22 protein-coding genes are annotated in these 21635 nt (G+C 64.4%); all 22 read left to right on the top strand.

The features are described from left to right. Positions 1 to 38: 38 nt before the first annotated feature. Entirely contained in the window at positions 39 to 827 is a 789-nt protein-coding gene (locus AC5V87_RS32485) for a MotE family protein (protein ID WP_495368920.1), read from the top strand. Beyond that, positions 828 to 1535 carry a flagellar basal body L-ring protein FlgH gene (flgH, locus tag AC5V87_RS32480; protein ID WP_495368919.1) on the top strand — a complete coding sequence of 236 codons (708 nt, stop codon included), beginning with the start codon at positions 828 to 830 and terminating at the stop codon, positions 1533 to 1535. Positions 1536 to 1577: 42 nt separating this feature from the next. Next, the gene (locus tag AC5V87_RS32475; RefSeq protein WP_495368918.1) at positions 1578 to 2021 is read left to right on the top strand and encodes a flagellar basal body-associated FliL family protein; all 444 of its coding nucleotides are present in this window, start codon (positions 1578 to 1580) and stop codon (positions 2019 to 2021) included. Beyond that, positions 2018 to 2758 (top strand): flagellar type III secretion system pore protein FliP, encoded by a 741-nt coding sequence (fliP, locus tag AC5V87_RS32470; protein WP_456843033.1) that lies wholly within the window; start codon positions 2018 to 2020, stop codon positions 2756 to 2758. Before AC5V87_RS32475 ends, fliP begins: the two co-directional genes overlap by 4 nt. A 263-nt stretch (positions 2759 to 3021) precedes the next feature. Further along, on the top strand, positions 3022 to 3927 hold the full coding sequence (locus AC5V87_RS32465) for a flagellin N-terminal helical domain-containing protein (RefSeq protein WP_456843034.1): 906 nt from the start codon (positions 3022 to 3024) through the stop codon (positions 3925 to 3927). A gap of 267 nt (positions 3928 to 4194) precedes the next feature. Next, the gene (locus AC5V87_RS32460) at positions 4195 to 5103 is read left to right on the top strand and encodes a flagellin N-terminal helical domain-containing protein (protein ID WP_456843035.1); all 909 of its coding nucleotides are present in this window, start codon (positions 4195 to 4197) and stop codon (positions 5101 to 5103) included. 272 nt (positions 5104 to 5375) lie between these two features. Beyond that, positions 5376 to 6284, top strand: a complete 909-nt coding sequence (locus AC5V87_RS32455; RefSeq protein WP_456843036.1) for a flagellin N-terminal helical domain-containing protein — start codon at positions 5376 to 5378, stop codon at positions 6282 to 6284. A gap of 303 nt (positions 6285 to 6587) precedes the next feature. Further along, positions 6588 to 8216, top strand: a complete 1629-nt coding sequence (gene fliF, locus AC5V87_RS32450; protein WP_456843037.1) for a flagellar basal-body MS-ring/collar protein FliF — start codon at positions 6588 to 6590, stop codon at positions 8214 to 8216. After that, positions 8213 to 8917, top strand: a complete 705-nt coding sequence (locus AC5V87_RS32445; protein ID WP_456843038.1) for a hypothetical protein — start codon at positions 8213 to 8215, stop codon at positions 8915 to 8917. The genes fliF and AC5V87_RS32445 overlap by 4 nt, the downstream gene beginning before the upstream one ends. A 5-nt stretch (positions 8918 to 8922) precedes the next feature. Continuing rightward, positions 8923 to 10257, top strand: coding sequence for a MotB family protein (locus AC5V87_RS32440; protein ID WP_456843039.1), 1335 nt, complete (start codon positions 8923 to 8925; stop codon positions 10255 to 10257). Continuing rightward, positions 10254 to 11477, top strand: a complete 1224-nt coding sequence (locus AC5V87_RS32435; protein WP_456843040.1) for a chemotaxis protein — start codon at positions 10254 to 10256, stop codon at positions 11475 to 11477. The genes AC5V87_RS32440 and AC5V87_RS32435 overlap by 4 nt, the downstream gene beginning before the upstream one ends. Beyond that, positions 11474 to 12799 carry a flagellar hook-length control protein FliK gene (fliK, locus tag AC5V87_RS32430; protein ID WP_495368917.1) on the top strand — a complete coding sequence of 442 codons (1326 nt, stop codon included), beginning with the start codon at positions 11474 to 11476 and terminating at the stop codon, positions 12797 to 12799. The genes AC5V87_RS32435 and fliK overlap by 4 nt, the downstream gene beginning before the upstream one ends. Next, the gene (locus AC5V87_RS32425; RefSeq protein WP_495368916.1) at positions 12750 to 13331 is read left to right on the top strand and encodes a transglycosylase SLT domain-containing protein; all 582 of its coding nucleotides are present in this window, start codon (positions 12750 to 12752) and stop codon (positions 13329 to 13331) included. The genes fliK and AC5V87_RS32425 overlap by 50 nt, the downstream gene beginning before the upstream one ends. A gap of 97 nt (positions 13332 to 13428) precedes the next feature. After that, complete coding sequence (locus AC5V87_RS32420) at positions 13429 to 14661, top strand: flagellar hook protein FlgE (protein ID WP_495368915.1); 1233 nt, start codon at positions 13429 to 13431, stop codon at positions 14659 to 14661. 34 nt (positions 14662 to 14695) lie between these two features. Further along, positions 14696 to 16171 (top strand): flagellar hook-associated protein FlgK, encoded by a 1476-nt coding sequence (flgK, locus tag AC5V87_RS32415; protein ID WP_456843044.1) that lies wholly within the window; start codon positions 14696 to 14698, stop codon positions 16169 to 16171. Positions 16172 to 16174: 3 nt separating this feature from the next. Beyond that, positions 16175 to 17221: a flagellar hook-associated family protein gene (locus AC5V87_RS32410; RefSeq protein WP_495368914.1), complete on the top strand. Its 1047-nt coding sequence runs from the start codon at positions 16175 to 16177 to the stop codon at positions 17219 to 17221. Between the two features lie 54 nt (positions 17222 to 17275). Next, entirely contained in the window at positions 17276 to 17620 is a 345-nt protein-coding gene (gene flaF / locus AC5V87_RS32405; protein ID WP_495368913.1) for a flagellar biosynthesis regulator FlaF, read from the top strand. After that, positions 17620 to 18024 carry a flagellar biosynthesis repressor FlbT gene (flbT, locus tag AC5V87_RS32400; protein WP_456843047.1) on the top strand — a complete coding sequence of 135 codons (405 nt, stop codon included), beginning with the start codon at positions 17620 to 17622 and terminating at the stop codon, positions 18022 to 18024. The genes flaF and flbT overlap by 1 nt, the downstream gene beginning before the upstream one ends. Before the next feature lie 15 nt (positions 18025 to 18039). Continuing rightward, positions 18040 to 18459, top strand: a complete 420-nt coding sequence (flgD, locus tag AC5V87_RS32395; RefSeq protein ID WP_495368912.1) for a flagellar hook assembly protein FlgD — start codon at positions 18040 to 18042, stop codon at positions 18457 to 18459. Continuing rightward, positions 18456 to 18722, top strand: a complete 267-nt coding sequence (fliQ, locus tag AC5V87_RS32390) for a flagellar biosynthesis protein FliQ (RefSeq protein WP_283084478.1) — start codon at positions 18456 to 18458, stop codon at positions 18720 to 18722. Before flgD ends, fliQ begins: the two co-directional genes overlap by 4 nt. Before the next feature lie 76 nt (positions 18723 to 18798). Then, complete coding sequence (gene flhA, locus AC5V87_RS32385) at positions 18799 to 20880, top strand: flagellar biosynthesis protein FlhA (RefSeq protein WP_495368911.1); 2082 nt, start codon at positions 18799 to 18801, stop codon at positions 20878 to 20880. Continuing rightward, the gene (fliR, locus tag AC5V87_RS32380; RefSeq protein ID WP_495368910.1) at positions 20877 to 21629 is read left to right on the top strand and encodes a flagellar biosynthesis protein FliR; all 753 of its coding nucleotides are present in this window, start codon (positions 20877 to 20879) and stop codon (positions 21627 to 21629) included. The genes flhA and fliR overlap by 4 nt, the downstream gene beginning before the upstream one ends. The last annotated feature ends 6 nt before the right edge of the window (positions 21630 to 21635 follow it).

Genomic DNA, 21635 nt, shown 5'->3' with positions numbered 1-21635 from the left:
CAATGCTCAGGTCTCGACCGAGAATCGCACGCGGCCCGATGCTGAAGCTGGATCACAAAGCCACACTCCTCGTCCTGGTCGCGGCGTCCGCGCTTGCGGGCGCCTCGCCCGTGCTGGCGCTGGACGAGGCCAAAGCGTCGAAGCCGCTCAACCTGCTCTCGTTCGCGCGCGCCCGTGCGCCGGGAGCGCAGAAGCCGCCTGCACCGGCGATGCCGATACCGGGCGACAACACGTTGATCCGGGCGACGGCGTGGGCGGCCGAAGACTCCGGTCCCGCGGTCACCGGTGTGGTGCCCGCGCCCGAGACGCCGGCACCGGCCCGGGCTCCCGCAGCCGCACCTGCATCCGCGCCCGTGCGCACGGTCAAGCCCGGCAGCGTCACGGCACCGCCGAAGCCTGCGCCGGTGCAGGCCGCTGTGCCCGCGGATAACGAGGTCGCGCTGTTCTGCAGCAACGTCGCCGACCCCGCGGTCGATGCGCGACTGGCCTGGCAGCTCAAGGAGCTGGAAAAGGCCGAGACCCAGCTCCGTGAGCGGATCGCCGAGGTCGAGGCCAAGCGCGCCGAATACGAGAAGTGGATGGCGCTGCGCGACGACTTTCTGAAGAAGGCCGAAGCGCAGGTCGTCGAGATCTACTCGCGCATGAAGCCGGATGCGGCCGCCACCCAGATCGCGGGCATGGCAGACGAGACCGCCGCCGCCGTGCTCGCCAAGCTCAACCCGAGGACCTCGAGCGCGATCTTCAACGAAATGGATACGGCGCGCGCGGCGCACCTTGCCGACCTGCTCGGCGGAATGCGCCGCGTGGATGACGGAAAGACCAAATAGATGAAGAAGCCGATCCTCGTCCTGTCGCTCCTGCTGTCGTCGGTGCTCCTGGCCGGATGCTTCAATGATCCGGCGGAAGTCTTGACCGGCCCGCGATTGTCGCCGGTCGGCAGCGGCCTCAGGACGCAGGCCGAACCGATCCCGGTGACGCCCCGCGTTCGCACGCCCGTGAGCTATCGCTCGACCTGGGACGACGGCACCGATCTCTACCGCGATCCCCGCGCCCGCCGCACCGGCGACGTCGTGACGGTGATCATCTCGATGCAGGACAAGGCCAAGCTCGACAACAAGACCGACCGCTCGCGCGATTCGCAGATCAAGTTCGGGTTGGACTGGCTGATGGACGTAGCCGGATGGAGCGACAAGGGCCAGGCCAACGCCAACCTCTCTGCCAACACCCAGATCAAGGGCAACGGCCAGATCGATCGCACGGAGGACATCAAGCTGTCGATCGCCGCCGTCGTCACCGACGTGTTGCCGAACGGCAATATGATGATCAGCGGCTCGCAGGAATTCCGCGTCAACACCGAGATGCGCGTGCTCAACGTCGGCGGCATCGTGCGTCCGCGCGACATATCGCGCACCAACACGATCTCCTACGAGAAGATCGCGGAGGCGCGCGTGTCCTACGGCGGCCGCGGAAATCTGTCTGACGTGCAGCAACCCGGATGGGGACATCGCATCTATGACGCCGTGGCACCATTCTGAGAATAGCGCCGGCCGGGCCGCGTCGCGAGGGCAGGGGACGTGATGCGCCTGATCGCGGCCATTATGGTGCTGACCCTGATCGCGATCGGCGCTGGCGCGTTCGCCGGTCTGCATCTGTTTGCGGCCGCGGAGCGCGTCGCCGACGCGAAGAAAGCCGCCGCGCCGCCACCTGTTGCCACGAGCTATGCCGGAAGCGCGCGGCTCAGGAAACTGTCTCCGATCGTGACCAATCTCGGCGCGCCGTCCAACAATTGGGCGCGTATCGAAGCTTCCATGGTGACCGATAGCATGAACGACGAGGACGCCGGCATCCTCGCAGCCCAGATCAGCGAGGACATCGTGACCTATCTTCGCTCGGCGTCCGTCAGCCAGTTCGAGGGATCTCGCGGGCTCCAGCATCTGCGCGACGATCTGACCGAGCGAGCCAACATCCGTTCGTCGGGCAAGGTTCGGGAATTGATCATTGAGACGTTGGTGATCCAGTGAAATCGAGAGTCCTGCTGCTCGCGCTGGTTCTGGTCCTCCTGCCCGAGATGGCGTTCGCCCAGATTCCGGACCTCAACTCGCTGCTGCCTCCCGGCAACGGCTCGACCAGCGGCCGGATCATCCAGTTGATGGCGCTGATCACGGTATTGTCGGTGGCGCCGGGCCTGCTGATCATGGTGACGAGCTTCACACGGTTTGCGGTGGCGCTGTCGTTCCTGCGCTCCGGTCTCGGCCTCCAGACCACGCCGGCCAATCTGGTGCTGATCAGCCTCGCGCTGTTCATGACCTTCTACGTGATGGCGCCGACCTTCGACCGCGCCTGGGAGAGCGGTGTCCAGCCTCTCATGAAGAACGAGATCTCGGAGGAGGAGGCCTATCTGAAGATCACCGATCCGTTCCGCGAGTTTATGCTGGCGCATGTCCGCGACAAGGACCTCCAGACCTTCGAGGCGCTCGCCGCCGAGAGTTTTCGCAAGAAGTTCGACGACAAGCGCATCGATCTGCGCGTCATCATCCCGGCCTTCATGATCTCCGAACTCAGGCGCTCGTTCGAGATCGGATTCCTCATCATGCTGCCGTTCCTGGTCATCGACATGATCGTGGCGACGCTGACCATGTCGATGGGCATGATGATGATGCCGCCGACGATCCTCGCGCTGCCGTTCAAGATGCTGTTCTTCGTGCTGATCGACGGCTGGAATCTGCTCGCCTCAGGCCTGGTGCGCTCGTTCTCGTAAGGCGCGATCGCCGGCCGGCCGGTTATGGTTAGCGAGAAGTACCGCATCATGGTTAGCGGTGGGTAATGTTAACCATATGATTTTGCTGGGAAATTCAAGCCGAATCTTAAGCTGCGCGCAAGATTCGGCGTGCTAGCAATGCATCACGGCGGGTTGGACCCCATCCACATCAGTCCAAAGGCATGATGCCGTCCCTCCGTACCGGTGCAAGCCCGGTATGTCCCCTCGTGAAAATGTAACGCGTACATAAAGGGACATTCGCAATGTCAAGCCTGCTTACGAACTCGACCGCCATGACCGCACTCCAGACCCTGCGGTCTGTGAGTTCGCAGCTCTCCGCCACGCAAACCCGCATCTCCACCGGCCAGCGCGTCTCGACCGCTTCGGACAACGCCGCCTATTGGTCGATCGCGACCTCGATGCGCGCCGACAACGCCGCGCTCTCCGCCGTCTCCGACTCGCTCGGTCTGTCGGCCGCGACCGTCGACACCGAATACACCGCTCTGAACACGGTCATCGGCGATAAGAACTCCGGCTTGGTCAAGCTCCAGTCGCTGCTGGTCGAAGCCAAGACCGCCGGTATCGACCGCTCCAAGATCCAGGCCGACATCACCCAGATCCAGCAGCAGATGAAGAGCACCGCCGATGCGGCGACCTTCAACGGCGTGAACTGGCTGAGCACGACCGCCTCGACGCCGGCGACGGTCGACCTCGTGTCGTCCTACTCCCGCGTCCAGAGCACGCCGACCACGGGCTCGATTACTCTGACGGTCTCCAACTACTCGCTCTACACGTCCAGCACGAGCGGCATTCTGGACGCGCAGACCAGCGGTGTGTCGGTCGCCAACATGACTATCTCCTCGCTGACCGATGCTGCGACCGACCAGGCCACGCTCGATACCTACATCGCGCAGGTCACCGCTGCGATCAACAAGTCAGCTTCGGCCGCCGCCGATCTCGGCGCCGTCAAGAACCGTATCTCGACCAACACGGAATTCGTCAAGTCGCTGATGGACTCGGTTGATCGCGGTATCGGCCAGCTTGTCGACGCCGACATGAACCAGGAGTCCACCCGTCTGGCGGCCCTCCAGGTCCAGCAGCAGCTCGGCGTGCAGGCGCTTTCGATCGCCAACAACAGCAGCCAGAGCATCCTGTCGCTGTTCCGCTAAACCCAAGTACAATCCAGGGAGGGTCGCGCTTCTCGCAAAGCGCGGCCCTTTCGTTTGGCGTGACGCGACGCGCACGCCTTAAATTCGGCTGCTCTGTTGCAGCCGAGTCACAGAGCCACAAGCCTCGCACAAGCTTCGCACGTTACGGTCGCCGTACGACAGGTTGGGCCTAACCGCTTTTCGGCAGCCCAAAGGCATGACGCCGCCCTGTCGTACCGGTGCAAGTCCGGTATGTCCCCACTCCATCAATCTCAAAGGGACATCAAAATGGGTTCTAGCCTTCTCACCAACTCCGCAGCAATGACGGCGCTGCAGACCCTCCGCAACGTCAGCTCCAACCTGCAGACGACCGAAAACCGGATCTCGACCGGCCAGCGCGTCTCGACCGCTTCGGACAACGCCGCCTACTGGTCGATCGCAACCTCGATGCGCGCCGACAACGCCGCGCTCTCCGCGGTTTCCGACTCGCTCGGTCTGTCGGCTGCGACTGTCGATACCGAATATACCGCTCTGACCGCCGTGGTCGGCGACAAGACGGGTGGCCTGACCAAGCTGCAGTCGCTGCTGGTCGAAGCCAAGACCGCCGGTATCGACCGCGCCAAGATCCAGGCCGACATCACCCAGATCCAGCAGCAGATGAAGAACACCGCCGCTGCGGCGACCTTCAACGGCGTGAACTGGCTGAGCGCGACCGCCTCGACGCCGGCGACCTTCGACCTGGTGTCGTCGTTCTCGCGCATCCAGAGCACGCCGACCATCGGCTCCATCACCCTGACGATCTCGAACTATTCGCTCTACACCTCGACCTCCTCCGGCATTCTGGACACGCAGACCAGCGGTGTGTCGGTCGACAACCTGACCATCACCTCGCTGACTGACGCGGCGACCGACCAGGCCACGCTCGATACCTACATCGCGCAGGTCACCGCTGCGATCAACAAGGTGGCTTCGGCCGCCGCCGACCTCGGCGCCGTCAAGAACCGCATCTCCACCAACACGGAATTCGTCAAGACCCTGATGGACTCCGTGGATCGCGGTATCGGCCAGCTCGTCGACGCCGACATGAATGCGGAATCGACCCGCCTGCAGGCGCTCCAGACCCAGCAGCAGCTCGGCGTTCAGGCGCTCTCGATCGCCAACCAGAACAGCCAGAGCATCCTGTCGCTGTTCCGCTAAGCCTGAAAACTATCCGAACGGGGGCCGCGCTTCTCGCGAAGCGCGGCTCTTTTCATGTTGGCGTGACGTCCCGCACAAGCCGTAAATTCGGCTGCACCATTGTGGTCCGGTTACGGAGCCACAAGCCCCGCACAAACTTCGCGTGCTATCGCCGCCGTTACGACAGGTTGAGCGCGCTTTTCCGCGGCCCAAAGGCATGATGCCGCCCTGCCGTACCGGTGCAAACCCGGTATGTCCCAAAAAATTCATTCTATTTCCAGGGGACGTCAAAAATGAGTTCTAGTCTGCTCACCAACTCCGCTGCAATGACGGCGCTGCAGACCCTCCGCAACGTCAGCTCCAACCTGCAGACGACCGAAAACCGGATCTCGACCGGCCAGCGCGTCTCGACCGCGTCGGACAACGCCGCCTATTGGTCGATCGCAACCTCGATGCGCGCCGACAACGCCGCGCTCTCCGCGGTCTCCGACTCGCTCGGTCTATCGGCCGCGACCGTCGACACCGAATACACCGCTCTGACCGCCGTGGTCGGCGACAAGACCGGTGGTCTGACCAAGCTGCAGTCGCTGCTGGTCGAAGCCAAGACCGCCGGTATCGACCGCGCCAAGATCCAGGCCGACATCACCCAGATCCAGCAGCAGATGAAGAGCACCGCCGCTGCGGCGACCTTCAACGGCGTGAACTGGCTGAGCGCGACCGCCTCGACGCCGGCGACCTTCGACCTGGTGTCGTCATTCTCGCGCGTCAGCGGCACGCCGACTATCGGCTCCATCACCCTGACGATCTCCAACTATTCGCTCTACAGCTCGACCTCCACCGGCATTCTGGACACGCAGACCAGCGGTGTGTCGATCGACAACCTGACCATCACCTCGCTGACTGACGCGGCGACGGACCAGGCCACGCTCGATACCTACATCGCGCAGGTCACCGCTGCGATCAACAAGGTGGCTTCGGCCGCCGCCGACCTCGGCGCCGTCAAGAACCGCATCCAGACCAATACGGATTTCGTCAAGACCCTGATGGATTCGGTGGACCGCGGTATCGGCCAGCTCGTCGACGCCGACATGAATGCGGAATCGACCCGCCTGCAGGCGCTGCAGACCCAGCAGCAGCTCGGCGTTCAGGCGCTCTCGATCGCCAACCAGAACAGCCAGAGCATCCTCTCGCTGTTCAAGTAGGCTTCGGCTTTCAAAATGACCGTGCTCCCCATGGGAGCACGGTCCCCGCCATGAACGGTGGATTTGGCGGCACATGATGTGCCCGCAATGACCTCCTGACGCCAGACTTCATGGAGCACCCGCCGCCGATTGCGTTGTCGTGCGGTCGTGCGCCCGATGGCTGCTGCTGGACCGTTTGCGTCGGAGGAATTCTTGCAAAATTACAACGCCTCGCCAGCGAACCGACACATTCGTGTTCTTTCGCAACCTTCAGACAAGGTTGGCAGCGGAGTGTCCTCTATGTTCGCATTGGTACGAGGTCATATGCTGTTCAGTCGTGCGCAGATACAGCAACTGCTCAACAATCTGCTGGAGCTTGGGCCGCGACGCCTGATGGCCTTGGGACTGATCGGCTTTGCCGTTCTCGTCACCGTTGTCGGCGGCGCGTACTATCTGAGCCGGCCGGAATTCGAGACGCTCTATACCGGCCTGACCCGCGAGGACGTGACGCGCATGGGCGCGGCGCTGCGCGAGCAGAACATCGCCTTCGACGTCAATACGGCTGGCGATGCCGTCTCGGTGCGCCCGAGCCAGACCATGCAGGCGCGGATGCTGCTCGCCGAAAAGGGCCTGCCGACCAGCGCCAATTCCGGCTACGAGCTGTTCGACAAGATCGGCTCGCTCGGCCTGACCTCGTTCATGCAGGAAGTGACGAAGCTGCGCGCGCTCGAAGGCGAGATCGCGCGTACAGTGCAGCTGATGAAGGGAGTGAAGGCTGCGCGGGTGCATATCGTGCTGCCGGTACGCGGCTCGTTCCGCGCGACGCAGCAGCCGCCTTCGGCATCGGTCGTGCTGCGCACCGATGGCGCGATCGAAGCGCGCACCGCGCAGTCGATCCGCCATCTCGTCGCAGCCGCCATTCCCGGCATGAGCCGCGACAAGGTGACCGTACTGGACGCCGACGGCTCAATGCTGCTCGCCGAGGAGGACGAGGCGAGCGCTGCGCCGACCAAGATGGCGAGCCTCCAGAAGACGGTCGGCGGCATGGTGCAGGAGAACATCCGCAAGGCGCTAACGCCCTATCTGGGCCTCGACAATTTCGAGGTGAGCGTCGCCCCGCAGCTCTCCACCGACAAGCGGCAGATCAACGAGACCGTCTACGATCCGGAGAGCCGCGCCGAGCGTTCGGTGCGAAACGTCCGCGAAAAGGAATCGTCGCAGAACGCGGACCGCTCGCAGCCGACCACGGTGCAGCAGAATCTGCCCGACCAGCAGGTCAATTCCGGCGGGACCAAGAATTCCAGCGAAGACAAGACCCGCCGCGAGGACGTCACCAATTTCGAAGTGTCGTCGAAGACCACGACGACGGTGAGCGACGGCTATTCGGTCAAGAAACTCTTCATTGCCGTGCTGGTCAACCGCGCGCGGCTCGTCGCCGATCTCGGCGACAAGAGCAACCAGGCCATCATCGACAGCAAGCTCGCCGAGATCAGCCAGCTCGCGGCGACCGCCGGTGGGCTGGACAAGACGCGCGGCGACCAGATCCAGGTGACGGCCGTCGACTTCATCGAAGGCTCGCGTGAACTCGCTCCGGTGCCGCCGATCAGCTTTGTCGAGATGATCAACAAGCAGCTCGGCAGCGTCATCAACGCGGTGACGATCTTGGCCGTCGCCTCGATGCTGGTCTGGTTCGGCCTTCGTCCCGCGGTCAACGGCATCCTGACTCACCGCGCACAGCAGGAGCAGACCGAAGAGGCCGAGGCCGCGGAGCTCGAAACCGCCGCGGCTCTCGCCTTGGCCGAGAGCCAGGATCCCGAGCTCAACCTCGTCGAGGACCTCGAAGGCAAGATGCAGCGGACGCCGCAGAAGCGGCTGGAGCAGATCGTCCGGCTCGATCAGATGCAGGCGGCGGCAATCCTTAAAGACTGGATGCGGCGCGAGGAGGCGGCATGAACGCGGCAATCGGAAAACTCCTGACGCAGTTCGACGCGAACGGCCGGGCCAAGTCGCCGCCGCCTCCGCCGCCCAAGATTCAGGACGTGCTGACGAGACAGAAGGAGGCCCGGCGCGAGCCGCAGCCGCAGGCTCAGCCGCAGCGCCAACCTCAATCGCAGCCGCAGCTTCAGCCGCCGCTTTCGGCGCCCGAGCCGGAAGCTCCGCCGGTCAATCTTCTCGACGATGCCTATCGTCGCGGCCACGCCGCCGGCGTTGCGGAAGGCGATGCCAAGGTCGCCGAGGAGCGGGTGCGTAGCGCGATCCGGCTCGGCGAGGAGCGCGCCAAATGGTCCGACCAGCAGGCGGCGGCGATCGTCAGCGGTTTCGAGGCGGCATGCCGCGAGATCGAGACCAACATCGCGAGCTCCGTCGCGCGCATATTGCTGCCGTTCCTCGCCGAAGCGGTCCGCGACAAGGCGATCGGGTCTCTGGTCGAGCAGGTCGCGGCTCTGACCGGCAACTCGCCGGTGCCGGTGTTCAAGGTGACGGGCCCGAGCGAGCTGCTTGACCTCGTGAGGACGCAGCTCGAGGCTTCCAAGCGCGCGAGCATCGAGTATGAGGTCGCCGAGACCCTGGAGGTCCGCGTCATCGCCGACCAGACCGTGATCGAGACGCAGATATCGGCGTGGAGCGAGCGCCTGAAAGACGCGCGCCGGTAGTCGCCATGGAAGAGGTCAAGCAGGAGCTCGTTATCGTCCGCCGGCGCAGCGCCTTCGCCGAGGAGGCGCATCACGGTGGCGTGTGGAAGATCGCCTATGCGGATTTCATGACCGCGATGATGGCGTTCTTCCTGGTCATGTGGCTGCTCAACGCCCTCAACCAGGACCAAAAGCAGGTGGTCGCGAGCTATTTCAATCCAATCAAGCTTGCGGAGAACGCGCCTGCTCCGAAGGGCCTCAAGGATATCACCAAGAAAGAGCCGACGCAGTTCGAGGGGCAGGATGGCAAGCGCCAGCCAGCCGGGCCGAATGAGGAGCGTCGCGGCGACTCGCCGACGGCCGAGAAGCCGGCTTCCTTCGAAGAGAAAGTCCTGTTCCGCGATCCCTTTGCGACGCTTGCCGAGATCGCCAACAGCTCCAACCAGGCTTCGGGCCAGCGGCGTGCAGGTGCGCTGACCTCGGCTGAAGAGGAAGGCCTCAAGGGCGGCGACGCCTATCGCGATCCCTTCGATCCCGGCTATTGGAAGCTGGCGCCGCAAATGTCGAAGGATGCGGATCGCTTCGTCGACAGCGAGCCAAAGCCGAATGCGTCCGCGCGGGACAATGCGTCCGGAGCGGGCCAAGGGGAGGCGCAGGTGCGCCGTGCCAAGACGGACGATGCCGGCGGAAGCGTCGCTGCCAATACCGATGCTTCGTCCGCAAGCCTGTCGCCCCTGCTGCCGCCAGGGCCTGCGCCGTCGCAGGCTCAGCACGACGGCGGCGCCCAGGCGAATGCGCAGCCTGCGCAGCCGGCCGCTCAAGCCAATGCCGGCGCGCAACCGCGCGCTGGCGATCAAGCCAAGAATTCGGAACCGCGCGATGCGGCGCAGACTCAGCAGCCGACCGTCAAGCAGCTTCAATCCGCGATCGCGGATGCGCTGTCGGATATCAAGGCCGGCGCCGGACCAGTCGCCGAGGTGCGTCAGGTCGAGGAAGGTCTTCTGATCAGCCTCACCGACGATGCCAGCTTCGGCATGTTCGCGGTCGGCTCGGCGGAGCCGCGACCCGAGCTGATCCGTGTGATCGACAAGATCGGGCCGTTGCTGACGAAGCGCCAGGGCGTGATCATCGTGCGCGGCCACACCGATAATCGGCCTTACAAGTCGGAGAACTACGACAATTGGCGGCTGTCGACGGCGCGCGCACAGATGGCCTATTACATGCTGGTCCGCTCCGGCGTCGATGCGCAGCGAATCGAGCACGTCGAAGGCTATGCCGATCGGCGGCCGAAGCTTCCGAACGACCCGGCCGCCGCGCAGAACCGCCGGATCGAGATCCTGGTTCGGGAGAAGCGCCCTTGATCAGGCTGCTCCTCTGCGCAGCGTTGCTGATGCTGCCGCCCCTGGCGGCTGCACGCGCCTTGGCTGAGACGGCGCCGTCGCCAACCCCGGCCCCGGCGCTCGCTCCTGCGCCTGCAACGGCGTCGAACGAACCCTATGAGCTCGTACGCCGATTGCAGGCGGTGCAGGACGGCATCGCCAATGGCGATACCGCCGCGCATGGCAGCCACATCGCGCTGATCCGGCAGATCGGCGAGAAGTTTCTCGCCGCCGATGCGAACGTGTGGAGCAATCCGCAGAACGGCCAGGCCGTCGTCATCTACATGCTCAGCGGCGGCGCGCCGCAACTGGTCCGCAAGCTGCCGCGCGACAAGATCAATGTCGAGGGGCGGCTGTTCGACGGTGCGCTCGCCTATGTCGAAGGCCGCCAGGACGAAGCGCGCGAGCTGCTCAAGGATGTCAAGCCGCGGACGCTTCCGTCGGGCCTGGGCGGACAGGTCGCGCTGGTTCAGGGGGCGCTGTTCGCACGCTTGGAAGCATCGCTCGCGATCGAGCGCCTCGACGACGCCCGTCTGCTTCTGCCCGGCACGCTGGTGGAGGAAGCTGCACTGCGCCGCGAGATCCTGCTGGTCGGACAGGCCGAGGATTTCGACAAGTTCGAGTTCCTGACGCTGGCTTACATCCGCCACTATCGCAACTCGATCTATGCCGGCGACTTCTGGCAGCGCTTCTCCTCGGGCCTGACGCAATCGAGCCTCGCGCTCGACGAGCGCCGCTTCTCGCGAATCGGCAGCCTGCTGGAGCAGATCGACCGCGCGAGCCGCCTCAAGCTCTATCTCGTGATCGCACGCGCCGCGATGCTGCGCGGACGGATGGAAGTGACCCGGCTTGCCGGCGAGCGCGCGCTGACGCTCAGTGCCGATGCTTCTGCGGAGCGGGAGCGAGCGCATCTCTTCCGCGGCGCCTCGCGTGCGCTCACCGACGAATATGACGGTGGTCTTGCCGAGCTGAAGGCACTCGACCGCTCGAAGCTGCCCGAGCGCGACGTTCCGCTTCTGAACGCGACGGTGCAACTCGCGCTCGACGTCCGCAAGCCGTTCGCGGGCGCACCTGCCGCTGCCGCCGACAAGCCGGCGGCAACCCCGGCGCGTCTCGATCTCGCGTCGTCGACCGCGGCCCTCGCACGCGCGCAGAAGCAGCTCAGCGAACTCGAACTTCTCACCAGGGATCGTCGTCCATGACGAAACTCAGCGGAACATCAGGACAGGTCTTCTCCGGCCTCGCCGAGAGCCTCAACATGCGCGGGACGTCGCGTTCTGGGAAAGGCACTGGTGCGAAATCGCAGGCGGATTCGTCATTCAACGATTTGCTCCACACCGTCTCGAACCTCGCCAAGCGGGCGCTGAATGAGGAGAGCGGCGACACGGCCGTGAAAACCGCAACGCTGCGCACGCGCCTCGCGGACCCGACCGGGAAGGACCGCACGGTGCACGAGCACGCCGAGGCGGCAGACGAACCCACATCATCGGAGAAGTCTTCCGACGAGAAGACCAGCAAATCGTCGGAGAAGCAACATCCGGTCGATATCGCCTCGAAAGCGGATGCCGAGAGCCGATCGAGCACCCCGGTGATCGCTGGACCGGAGCTCGCCGCCGCGAATCCGCAGATGCAATTGCCGACGGACGACAAGAAGGGCGCGCCCGCGCGAGATGACCGGTCCTCCTCGACCAAGCGGGAGAGTCAGGCACCGGCGAAGGCGGCCGCGGTCGATTCCGCGCCGGCTGGCGCAGCTCCAGCCAGCCCGCGCGCGCAAGGTCCGGCTTCGCAAGCGTGGGCAGCTCAGGAGGCCGCACCCCAGCAAGGCGGCGAGGCTGCGAAGGCAATGCCTGCGACGTCAGGCTTCGAAGCCGTCACAGCCAATGTCGAACGCGCGGTCAAGGCCTCGTCGCGGGACACCTTGCCCGAAGCGACCAAGGTCACCGTGGTCCAGCAGGAAACCCATCTGCCGCCGGCGCAATTCAACGCGCCGCAACAGGTCGCCAACGCGGTCGTCACCGAGTTGAAGGAAACCGCGACGCCGATGGCGTCCGCGGCTGCCGATCTCGCGATGTCACAGGCCAACGCGCCGGAGCCTGTCAAGATTCTGACCATCAATCTCGAGCCGCCGCAGCTCGGCAACGTCACCGTGCGCCTTCGTCTCGTCGGTACCGAGGTGTCCGTCCATCTTGCGGCCGAACGGAAGGACACCAGCCAGATGCTGGACCAGCAGCGCGACCAGATCCGCGATCTGATGCAGTCGGCCGGTTACGTTGCCGACGTCGCGCCGGTGCAGCATGGCTCGCTGGACGGATTCCAGAGCGGCTCCGGCCAGTCGCAACCGCATCTCCCGGGCCAGCAACAGCCTCCGCCCCAGTCGCAAGGCACGTTCGACGGCACCGGCAGTTCATCGGGGCAATCGGACGGCGAGGCGAGGCAGACCCGCCAGGAGCGTCAGTCCAACCAGGAGACACGTCATGATCAGGACGTGGGCCAGCAGACTCGTCGCGGTCCTGTTTATCTGTAACGCGGGCACCGCGGCAGCGGCGACCGACAATGCGCGTCCCTGCGAGCGCGAGATGGCGCGTGCGTCCCAGCAGCACGGCATTCCGCTCGGCATTCTCTATGCGGTCGGCCTGACCGAAACCGGACGGCGCGGCGCGCTCCATCCTTACGCACTCGGCGCCGATGGGCAGACCGTGTTCGCCAAGGACATGAATGATGCGATCGCGAATTTCGAGGCGATGCGCGCCAAGGGCATCAAGCTGATCGACCTCGGCTGCATGCAGATCAACCACTACTATCATGGCGACAAGTTCACGTCCGTGCGCGCGATGTTCGATCCCGCCAAGAACGTGGAATATGCCGCGCGCTTCCTGAAGGAGCTGAAGCAGCGCGAGGGCAGCTGGACCATGGCGGTCGCCCGCTACAATGCCGGCCCCAACAATCAGCCGGCGCAGAAGCGCTATGTCTGCCACATCGTCGCGCATCTCGTCTCGAGCGGCTTCGGCGCGTGGACCGACAAGGCGCGCTCGTTCTGTCAACCCAAGACGACATGACCAGGACAACCCTGAAGTTGTGCATGGTTCCCAATCATCAGCCCCGCGCAAGCAAGAACCAGCATTGTAGCGGCAACCTACCGAAGGAGCCCAATTCATGAGCCTGTATGGTGTTATGCGCACCGGCGTTTCCGGAATGAGCGCGCAGTCCAACAAGCTGTCGACGGTTTCGGATAACATCGCGAACGTCAACACGACCGGCTACAAGCGGGCCTCGACCGAATTCTCCTCGCTAATCCTGAAGAGCGGCTCCGGCAACTACGACTCCGGCGCCGTCGAGACCACGGTGCGCTACGCCATCAGCGACGCGGGACATACGCAGTTCACCACGTCGACCACGGACCTCGCGGTCCAGGGCAACGGCTTCTTCGTGGTGTCGAACGCCAACAACACGCAGCAATATCTGACGCGCGCCGGCTCGTTCGTGCCGGACAGCCAGGGCAACCTGGTCAACGCGGCCGGCTACTACCTCCTGGGTCAGCCCGGTAAGGTGACCAATTTCTCGCAGAACAGTCTGTCCGGCATGCAGATCGTCAACATTGCCCAGGTCTCGCAAGTGCCCGTGCCGTCGACGGCGGGGACGCTCACGACCGGCAATCTGGATCCGAAAGCGGCAGTGATCGCCGGTCCGCCCGGGCCGGCGTCATATTCGTCGAAGAGCTCGATCGTGGCCTACAACAACATCGGCCAGGCCGTTACGCTCGACATCTACATGTCCCACACGGCGACGGCCGCCGGCTCGGACACCTGGCAGATTCAGGCTTACGACTCCGCGACGGGTGCGTCGGTCGGCGCCGCCACCACTTTCACCTTCGATACGACCGCGGCCGGCAAAGGCACGCTGGCGGCGGCGAGCCCGAACACTCTGGCGCTCACCGTTCCCAACGGTGCGGCGATGAGCCTGGATCTGTCGAACATGACGCAGGTCGGAACCGACTTCAGCTTCAAGGCCACTGTCAATGGCAGCGTTCCCTCTGCCATCGACAAGGTCGATGTCGACGATTCGGGCTTCGTGACGGCGATCCTCAAGAACGGGCAGCAGCTGACGCTCTACACCATCATGCTTGCCGACGTCGCGAGCCCCGACAATCTCACGCCGGAGCCCGGCAACGTCTATTCGACCAACATGAATTCCGGCAACGCGCAGGCCGGGAATGCCGGTACTGGCGGACTCGGCACGGTCCAGTCCGGAGCTCTGGAAGACTCGAACGTCGACCTCGCGGACGAGCTCACCGGGATGATCGAGGCCCAGCGCGGCTTCACTGCCAACTCGAAATCGTTCCAGACCGGCGCCGACCTGCTCGACGTCGTCGTCAACCTGAAGCGCTGAATTCTCCAGCGCCCGTTGCGGGCAAGAGCAAATCATGTCCCTTACCGCCGCTCTCGACTCCGCCCGCGCTTCGCTCATGGCGTCGGGCATCCAGTCCTCGACCATCTCGCGCAACATCGCCGGTGCCAGCTCCGCCGGCTATTCGCGCAAGATCGCCGTGCTGGACAATCTGCCCGGGGCCGGAGTCTATGTGGCGGCGATCCAGCGCGCCGCGAGTTCAGGTCTCTACGACAACGTCCTGATCGCGACCTCGTCGTCGACCAAGCAGACCGCGATCTATGACGGTCTCCAGAAGATCGCGTCTGCCACGGTAGACGATCCGGAGCTCGACCAGTCGCCGACGGCGCAGCTCAACGCGCTGAAGAAGGCGCTGCAGCAATATGCCAACGCTCCGGACAACACCACGCTGGCGCAGGCGGCGGTGACATCCGCCAAGGACATGGCGACCGCGCTCAACCAGGCGACGCAGACCGTGCAGTCGGTCCGTGCGGGCGCGGATGCCGACATGAAAACGTCGGTCCAGAACATCAATCAGCTGCTCTCCCAGTTCGGGACCGTGAACACCGCGATCGTGAAGGGCACGATCTCCGGCGACGACGTCACCGACTATCTCGATCAGCGCGACAGCATCGTCGCGCAGCTGTCGCAGGAGCTCGGCGTCACCATGTCGCTCCGCCCCAACGGCGACGCGGCGCTCTACACCGACAGCGGTGTGGTGCTGTTCGACAAGACGGCCCGAACGGTCAGCTTCACGGCGACCAACATCTATACGCCCGGCACCACGGGCAACGCGGTGGTCATCGACGGCGTCCCGGTAACCGGTGCCAATTCGGTGATGCCGCTTAAGTCGGGCAAGCTCGCGGGTCTCGCCCAGCTGCGTGACCAAGATACCGTCACCTACCAGAGCCAGCTCGACGAAATCGCGCGCGGCCTGATCAATACCTTCAGGGAGAGCGATCAGACCGCCGCGGCGCTGCCCGACGTCCCCGGTCTCTTCACCTATCCCGGCGCGCCGGCGATGCCCGCGAGCGCCACCGTCTCGGTCGGTCTTGCCGGCCTGATCAGCGTCGCAGCGTCGGTCGATCCGGCCCAGGGCGGTAACCCAAATCTGCTGCGCGACGGCGCCATCAGCGGCAATGTCGCATACCGATACAACACCGCCGGCAACGGCGGCTACTCGGCCCGGCTGCAGCAGCTCATCGGCGGCATGGATGCTGCGCAGCCGTTCGATGCAACCACGCAAGGCAAGCCGAACGGCAGTTTGATCGACTTCGCATCGTCATCGACCAGCTGGATCGAAAACCAGCGCAAGACCGCGGACTCCAACGTCAGCTACCAGAAGACGCTGCTCGACCGCAGCACCGCGGCGCTGTCGAACGTCAGCGGCGTCAACATGGACGACGAGATGTCTTTGATGCTTCAGGTCGAGCGCACCTATTCGGCCTCGTCGAAGATCATCTCGACCGTCGACGAAATGTTGCAGAGCCTGCTGGCTGCGGTGGGGAAATAAGCCATGATGAGCGCGAACTACATCTCGACCTTGATGCTGTCGTCGTCGTTGAGGTCGTCGATCACGAATAACCAGGCCCTGCTGATCAAGGCGTCGACGGAGGCGACCACCGGCCGCTTTTACGATGTCGGCCTCGAGCTCGGGGCCACGACGGGCGGCGACCTCACCCTGCGGGCCGACTTCAGCTTCGCCGATCAGCTCGTCGACACTAATGGGCTCGTCGCGGGACGCCTCGACGTGACGCAGAACCGGATCACCCAGCTCAACACGACCGCAACGTCCTTCCTCAAGGACCTGATCGCGGCCCGCAGCACCGACGGCGGCGGGCGGATCATCCTGCCGCCTGCGTCCTCCAATCTCCAGGATCTGATCGGCGCGCTGAACGTCTCCTATAACGGCTCGTACCTGTTCTCGGGCATCAACACGCAGAACCAGCCGATCACGGCCTATGCCGCCGGCTCCGCCAGCAAGAACCGGGTCGACTCCGATTTCGCTACGTTCTTCGGCTTCTCGCAATCCTCGCCCAACGTGAAGAACATCACGCCGGCCCAGATGCAGACGTTCCTCAACACCACCTTCGATGCCGAATTCGCGAGCCCGGCCTGGAACAGCAACTGGTCGTCGGCCACCGACCAGGTCATGCAAAGCCGTATCTCCACGACCGAGATTGCCGATACGTCAGTCAGCGCCAACCAACCCGCCTTCCGCATGCTCGCGGAGGCCTACACCATGATGGCCGATCTCGGAAACGCGAACCTGGACCAGTCGACGTTTCAGGTCGTCGTTGACAAGGCGATCGGCCTCGTCGGGAACGCCATCACCGGCCTCGCTACGCTCGGCGGTGATGTCGGCACGGTCCAGCAGCGGCTCACCTCCGCAACCGACAAGCTCAAGACGCAGCAGGACATTCTGAACAATCAGATCGTCGGTATGGAGAAGGTCGATCCGGCCGAAGCCTCGGTGCGCGTCAACACCTTGCAGACCCAGATCCAGACGGCGCTCGCGCTGACGTCGCAGCTCCAGAAGATCAGCCTCCTCAACTATCTCTGAGCCCGGCTCGCAACCTTTGTCTTGTTCTTCGATTTCCTGCGCAGTGTGGTCCTGATGACGTTTGAAGCCTATGAAGCGGTCGTCGATGATAGCGGCTATGAGGCGAGGGGGCGCGAGCGCCAGGCGCTTAGCCTGGGCATCGACCGCCTCGAGCGCCTCCAGAGGGGACGCGCCAGTTTCGAGGACCAGGTCCAGAGCCTGCTCTATGTGCGGCGGTTGTGGACCATCTTCATCGAGGACCTCGCGCATCCGGAGAACGGGCTTCCCGAGAAGCTGCGGGCCGACATCATCTCGATCGGCCTGTGGGTCGTCAAGGAAGCCGACCGCCTTCGCGAAGAAAAGTCGGACGACGTGATGCAGCTCATCGAAATCAACCGCCTGATCCGAGACGCGCTTTAATGAAGATCTCCTTGCGGGCGGGCGAACGGATCTACATCAACGGCGCGGTTCTGCGCGTGGACCGCAAGGTCTCGGTCGAGCTCGTCAACGACGTGATGTTCCTGCTCGAAGGGCAGGTCATGCAGGCCTCGGACGCCACCACGGCGATGCGGCAGCTCTATTTCATCGTCCAGCTCATGCTGATGAACCCGACCGACGTTCGGGATGCGTCGGCGCTCTATGAGCAGCACCACGCGGCCCTGGTCGCGGTGTGCGAAAGCCGCGAGATGCTGGAGGGGCTTGCCGCGGTCGACGAGCTGGTCGAGGCGACCCGTTATTTTGAGGCGCTCAAGCGAATACGGGCGCTGTTCCCGGTGGAGCAAGCCATCCTGGCCGGCGCCGCCGCCCCATTCGAAGCTGCCTGACAGCGGAGAGGCAAAATGAACGTCCCCAGCGCGACCGACAGCACCAGCAAGTCCCATTCGACCAACACGATCTCGAACACGTCGAGCACCGGCGTCGATTACAATACGTTTCTTCAGCTTCTCGTCGCCGAGATGAAGAACCAGGACCCGACCAATCCAATGGATACGTCGCAATATATGAGCCAGTTCGCTCAACTCTCGACGGTCGAGCAGGCCATGCAGACCAATAACAAGCTGGATGCGCTGCTGTCCTCGCAGTCGCTGTCGCAGGCGGACGGGCTGATCGGAAAGAAGGTCACCTTCACCGACGCGACCGGCGCGACCTTCAGCGGCAAGGTCGCATCGATCTCCATCAACACCAACGGTTCCGTCGCGACCCTCGAGAACGGCACGAAAGTCGCGGTCGGGCCCGGGCTCACGATCAGCCAGTCATGAACGAACGCGACGCCCTCGACATCGTCCAGGCGGCGATCTGGACCATCATCGTCGCCTCCGGCCCCGCGGTCGGGGCCGCAATGCTGGTCGGCACCGCCATCGCGCTGCTGCAGGCGCTGACCCAGATTCAAGAGGCGACGCTGACCTTCGTTCCGAAGATCATCGTCCTTCTCGTGGTCGTCGCCGTCTCCGGCTCCTTCATCGGCGCCCATCTCTCCACCTTCACCGAGATGGTCTATTCGCATATCGAGCGCGGCTTCTGAGCGCGCGGTCGTCGGCCACCACCCTCGCGTAAGCTTTGCGCGGCAAATTACCAGGCGGACCCTCTGCCGGTGACCCATGGCCGATACGTTAGCTGCTAGCCTGCCCAGCCCGCGCCGATTCGGGGCGGACGCCTTCTTCGCGGGCGGCATCGTGACCATGCTCACGATCCTGTTCCTGCCGATCCCGCCCATCCTGATCGATCTCGGACTTGCCTTCTCGATCGCGCTGTCGGCGCTGATCCTGATGGTCGCGCTGTGGATCCAGCGGCCGCTCGATTTCTCCGCTTTTCCGACCGTGCTGCTGATCGCGACGATTCTGCGCCTGGCGCTCAACGTGGCGACGACCCGCTTGATCCTGTCGCGCGGCGGGGAGGGCGAGCAGGCCGCGGGCTACGTCGTCGCCGGCTTCTCCAAATTCGTCATGGGCGGCGACTTCGTCATCGGCCTGATCATCTTCGCGATCCTGGTCACGGTGAACTTCGTGGTGATCACCAAGGGTGCGACGCGTATCGCCGAAGTCGGCGCCCGTTTCACCCTGGATGCCATCCCCGGCAAGCAGATGGCGATCGACGCCGACCTGTCGGCCGGCCTGATCGACGACAAGGAAGCGCAGCGCCGGCGCCGCGAACTCGAGGAGGAAAGCGCCTTCTTCGGTGCCATGGACGGTGCCTCGAAGTTCGTCCGCGGCGACGCTATCGCCGGCCTGATCATCACCGCGATCAATATCTTCGGCGGCATCATCATCGGCGTCACCCATCACGGCCTGACCCTGTCGCGTGCCGCCGATGTCTACACAAAGCTGTCCGTCGGCGACGGCCTCGTGTCGCAGATGCCGGCGCTGATCGTGTCGCTGTCGGCCGGCCTTCTCGTTTCCAAGGGCGGCACCAGGGGCTCGGCGGAACAGGCCGTGCTGCGGCAGCTCGGCGGTTATCCCCGTGCGGTGTCGGCCGCCGCGCTGATGATGTTCGTGCTGGCCCTGATGCCGGGCCTGCCGATGGCGCCCTTCGTGCTGCTCGGCGGCGTGATGGCCTTCGTCGGCTACTCGCTGCCGAAGCGGCAGGCGGCGCTCAAGCAGAAGGAAGACGCGCGCAAGGCCGACGAACGCGCCCAAGCCGAGGCCAAGGAATCCGTCAAAGAATCGCTCAAGACCGCCGAGATCGAGCTGGCGCTGGGCGGCCATCTTTCGGTCCATCTGCTGGGCGCGCGCACCGAGCTTGCGCACCGCGTGGCCAAGATCCGCAAGAAGTTCGCCAAGCAGTACGGCTTCGTCATTCCCGAGATCAAGCTCACCGACAATCTGTCGATCGATCCCAAGGGATATCAGATCCGGATCCACGACACGCGCGTTGCGCATGGCGAGCTCAGGCTTGGCGAGGTGCTGGTGCTGGTCGACAAGGACGGCAAGCCCGACGTGCCCGGTGAAGAGGTGATCGAGCCCGCCTTCGGCATGAAGGCGCTGTGGGTGACGGAGGCTTTCACCGACGAAGTCAGGCGCCAGGGCTGCAAGCCGGTCGACAATCTCTCGGTGCTGCTCACGCATTTGAGCGAGGTGATCCGGGCGAATCTCGCCCAGCTCCTGTCCTACAAGGACATGCGCGCGCTGCTCGACCGGCTCGATCCCGAGTACAAGCGCCTGGTCGAGGATCTCTGTCCCTCGCAGATCTCCTATTCGGGTCTGCTGGCGATCCTCAAGATCCTGCTGGCCGAGCGCGTATCGATCCGCAACCTGCATCTGATCCTCGAAGCCATCGCCGAGATCGCGCCCCATGTGCGGCGCTCCGAGCAGGTCGCAGAGCATGTGCGCACGCGTCTTGCGCAGCAGATCTGCGGCGATCTCTCCGACAACGGCGTGCTCAACGTGGTTCGCCTCGGCAATCGCTGGGATCTCGCCTTCCACCAGAGCCTGAAGCGCGACGCCAAGGGCGACGTGGTCGAGTTCGACGCGGATCCGCGCCTGATCGAGCAGTTCGCGACGGAAGCCAGCACGGCGATCCGCAAGTTCACCGAGAGCGGCACCAGCGTGGTGCTGGCAGTGACCCCCGAAGCCCGCCCCTATGTCCGGATGATCCTGGAGCGGGTGTTCCCGACGCTGCCGATCCTGTCACATGTTGAGGTCGCGCGCTGCGCCGAGATCCGCGCGCTCGGAGCCATATCGTGATCAGCGGCCTTGCCGACAGCGTGCTGGTCACGTTCATCGTGTTCTGCCGCATCGGCGCCTGCCTGCTGTTCGTGCCCGGCTATTCCAGCGTCAATGTCCCGGCCCAGGTGCGCCTGTTCATCGCGCTCGTCACGACGTTTGCGCTGGCGCCGATCCTGGTCGCGGTCCTGAAACCGCTCACGGAGAATGCGGCGCCGCTGACGCTGGCGCTGCTGATCGGCTCCGAGATCCTGGTCGGCAGCGTCATCGGCCTCGGCGGGCGCGTGTTCTTCCTGGCGCTCCAGACCATGGCAACCGTGATGGCGAGTGCGATCGGGCTCAGCAGCATCCCCGGCACGCCGATCGGCGACACCGATCCCGCGCCCGCTTTGGTGCCGCTGATCATGGCGTCCGTCACCACGCTCTTCTTCATGACCGACCAGCATTGGCAGGTCCTGCGCGGGCTGATGAACTCCTACGACGTTTGGCATCCCGGCAGCAGGCTCGGCGGCAGCATGGCCCTGGACCAGCTGGTCGGCCGTCTCTCGGAGGCGTTCGTGCTGACGTTGCGGATCACGAGCCCCTTCATCGTCTACTCGGTCATCGTCAACCTCGCGGTCGGCTTCATCAACAAGCTGACGCCGGCAATTCCGGTCTATTTCATCTCGGTGCCCTTTGTGCTGTTCGGCGGCTTCCTGCTGCTCTACCTCACTAGCGACGAGTTGATGACGCAATTCATGCTCGGCGTCTCGTCGTGGCTGGCGGAGTGATCGGTC

Source organism: Bradyrhizobium sp. SOJA106, assembly GCF_059448745.1.
The sequence above is the reverse complement of the archived record's forward strand: the minus strand, read 5'-3'. Positions and strand labels throughout refer to the sequence as shown.